We start from the raw sequence: 3,339 nt of genomic DNA, 5'->3' as shown, positions 1-3,339 counted from the left end.
TCGGCGCGCGGCCGCACCACCTCGCGCCGCCGGTAGTCGACCACGGCGCCGCCACCCGCCTGGCCGAAAGTACCGATTTCCTGACCGCAGCTGTGTCCCGTCGCGGCCGTGACCGCTCCTACGGTGGAGCGAATCGGCAGCGACGGCGAAAGGTGCGGGCAGCGTGGATCTCGACGGCATGGGTGACGGCAAGGGTTTCGACTACGACGTACTCGTGATCGGTTCGGGGTTCGGTGGCAGCGTCACCGCGCTGCGGCTGACCGAGAAGGGGTACCGGGTCGGCGTACTGGAGGCCGGGCGACGCTTCGCCGACGACGAATTCGCCCGCACCTCCTGGCGGCTGCGCCGATTCCTGTGGGCCCCGAAACTCGGCTGCTACGGCATCCAGCGGCTGACCCTGCTGAAGAACACCTTCATCATGGCGGGGGCGGGCGTCGGCGGTGGTTCGCTGGTGTACGCGAACACCCTGTACGAGCCGCCCGCCGCCTTCTACGCCGACCGGCAGTGGGCGCACATCACCGACTGGCGCGATGAACTCGCTCCGCACTACGACCAGGCCAAGCGCATGCTGGGCGTCACCGTCAACCCGGCCACCACGCCCGCCGACCGGGTGCTGCGCGAGGTCGCCGAGGAGATGGGCGTGGGCGACACCTACCGTTCGACACCGGTGGGAGTGCTGTTCGGCGGCAAGGGAATCCGGCCGGGCACCGATGTGCCCGACCCGTTCTTCGGCGGCGTCGGCCCGACCCGCCGCACCTGCACCCACTGCGGCGAATGCATGACCGGCTGTCGCCACAATGCCAAGAACACCCTCGTGAAGAACTACCTGTACCTCGCCGAGGCCGCCGGTGCGGCGGTGCATCCGCTCACCACGGTGGTCGACGTGCGGCCGTTGGAGACCGGCGGCTACGCCGTGGCGACGGTGCGCACGGGCCGCTGGCTGCGCACGCGTCGGCGGGTGTTCACGGCCGAGCAGGTGGTGTTCTCCGCCGCGGCGCTCGGCACCCAGCGGCTGCTGCACCGGCTGCGCGATTCCGGTTCGCTGCCGCACATCTCACCGCGGCTGGGCTATCTGTCGCGCACCAATTCCGAGGAGTTGCTGTCGGTGCGCACCCGTCGCCGGGGCTCGGACTACACCCGTGGTGTCGCGATCACCTCGTCGATCCATCCCGACCCCGACACCCATGTCGAGCCGGTGCGTTACGGCAGAGGCAGCAACGCGCTGGCGCTCATGGTCACCGCCATGGTCGGCTCCGACGACGGCACGCCGAACTGGCGGCTGTGGCTGCGGGAGATGCGTCGCGGGCCACGGGATCTCGCCACCATGCACAATCCCCGGCGCTGGTCGGAGGAGATGATCGGCCTGCTGGTCATGCAGTCGGTGGACAACTCCATCACCACCTACACGCGGCGCGGGCTGTTCGGCCGCCGGATGACGACCAGACAGGGTGAGGGCGAACCCAATCCGAGCTGGATTCCGGCCGGACACGAGGTGGCGCGCCGGGTAGCCGACAAGATCGACGGTATTCCCACCGGCTCGATGAGCGCGGTGGCCGGTATCCCCATGACCGGACATTTCATCGGCGGCTGCGCGATCGGCGATTCCCCCGAAACCGGTGTGGTGGACCCCTATCACCGGCTCTACGGTCATCCGGGCCTGCACGTGATCGACGGTTCCACGATCTCGGCGAATCTGGGCGTCAATCCGTCGCTCACCATCACCGCCCAGGCCGAGCGCGCGATATCGCTGTGGCCCAATCGGGGCGAGGCCGATCCCCGGCCCGCCCCGGGCGCGCCCTATCGGCGGGTGCGACCGGTGGCCCCGGCACATCCGGTCGTTCCGGCGGCGGCACCGGCCGCCCTGCGGCTGCCGATCGTGGAGATCACCGGAGATCCGCAGCGCGCCTGAGGATCTCCCCTATCACAGCGCCACCGCCGCCGCGTGCAGCCGCGCCAGCGTCGCCTCGTCCGGCCACCGGCGCAGTTCGAAGCGCGGGGGATGCAGTCCCGGAATCGGCACCAACCCCAGTAGCTGCACCACGGTATCGAACGGCACCGTGCACACCAGGTCGATCTCGCCGTCGGCGTCCATGCGCGCGAAGTGCACGTAATCGGCTTCGGGCAGCAGGTATTCCACGTCCTCGCCCACGATGGTGGAGGTGACCGGGCCGTCGTCGGTGGACTGGAACATGACCGCGCCGACCATGGCCGGTTCGACATCGCTGAGCGGCTCCAGATCGAGGTCCTCCTCGAATTTGGCGGTGAGGATCCGGGTCTGGATGCCGTATTCGGTCACCGCCAGGCCGCTGCGGGCCCGTCGCGCGTACTCGGGGACCGGTTCCGGACCGGCCTGGTCGTAGGGCACCACCATGCCGTACTCGTCGAGGGTGTACCCCTGCGGTGAGATGGGCCGGGCCGCCTCGCCGTACTGCTGTTCCACCATCTCGAAGACGGCGGGCAGCAGTTCCGGATCGTCGGGCACCACGAGCAGGGTGTGGTCGTCGGGGATGAACGCCACCGGGCGGTGCTCGCCCCCGGCGTAGCCGGCCAGCCAGCCGGGCAGCAGCAACCAGGAGCCGAAGTAGGCGTCCCCGTCGTCGACGAAGCGCAGCAGATTCAGTTCCTCCGGTGATCCCGGACGGGCCAGCTCCGCGAGATTGTCGCGCGCGGCGGCGAATACGGTCTCCGGCTCGACACCCCAGTCCCGCACCATGTCGAGCGTCACGTAGGCGCGGGTGCGGGGCAGGTCGACCACCACCGTCTCGTTGACGAACGGGAACGCGGGGCGGCTCAGCGGCGCGCTCATCCGGTCGAAGTCGTCCAGACCGTAGGTGACCGGCCGCAGCACGGCCCGCAGCAGCGGGCGCACCTGCGCCCAATCCTCCGGCGCCTCATCGGAACTGGTCATGGCGGCCACGAAGTGGGCGATCCGTTCGGCGCGCTCGGCCGCCTCGTATCCGGCACACTCCCGGAAGATATTGCCCAGGTACACGATTCGGTCACCGCTGTGCCGAATCGAGAACTCGTCCGCGAGGTACTCCGCGTCCGTCACCCCGTGTGCCCGCAGACTCCCCAGCACCGCCTCGGCGAACCGCTCCTGCTCCATCCCCGCGCTCTCCCCATCATTCGTCCGTGCCGATCGCAGTCCGATTCTGCCGCCACCCACCGACAGCCCGCGCCGCCGTCAGCAGACGCAGCGCGAGCAGGAGTGCGGCGGTTCCGATCACACCGTAGACGAGCCACGCGATGTCGGGGGCCCACAGCACGATCCGGCCGAGCTCGACGCCCAGGCGATCGGGGAGCGCCAGCGCCGTGCCGTAGAGCAGTGCCGCCGGACCC

At 69.8% G+C, this 3,339-nt stretch carries 3 protein-coding genes; 1 reads left to right on the top strand and 2 read right to left on the bottom strand.

Translation table 11 applies throughout. The features are described 5' to 3' along the window. Positions 1-178: 178 nt before the first annotated feature. Positions 179-1,909, top strand: coding sequence for a GMC family oxidoreductase (locus QK444_RS34450; RefSeq protein ID WP_282786192.1), 1,731 nt, complete (start codon positions 179-181; stop codon positions 1,907-1,909). 12 nt (positions 1,910-1,921) lie between these two features. Here QK444_RS34450 and QK444_RS34445 read toward each other — a convergent pair whose 3' ends face one another. After that, complete coding sequence (locus QK444_RS34445) at positions 1,922-3,106, bottom strand: hypothetical protein (RefSeq protein ID WP_282786191.1); 1,185 nt, start codon at positions 3,104-3,106, stop codon at positions 1,922-1,924. A gap of 16 nt (positions 3,107-3,122) precedes the next feature. Then, on the bottom strand, positions 3,123-3,339 hold a 217-nt coding region (locus QK444_RS34440; protein WP_282786190.1), incomplete at its 5' end, for a hypothetical protein.

The sequence above is a fragment of the Nocardia sp. CC201C genome (assembly GCF_030010695.1).
Classification (GTDB): Bacteria; Actinomycetota; Actinomycetes; order Mycobacteriales; family Mycobacteriaceae; genus Nocardia; species Nocardia otitidiscaviarum.
This window is presented reverse-complemented; position numbering and strand designations above follow the sequence as displayed.

What these genes read in the sequence shown, in the direction of transcription:
- QK444_RS34450 (WP_282786192.1), top strand. Translation starts at nt 179, where the DNA reads ATGGGTGACGGCAAGGGTTTCGACTACGACGTACTCGTGATCGGTTCG.
- QK444_RS34445 (WP_282786191.1), bottom strand. Translation starts at nt 3,106, where the DNA reads ATGGAGCAGGAGCGGTTCGCCGAGGCGGTGCTGGGGAGTCTGCGGGCA.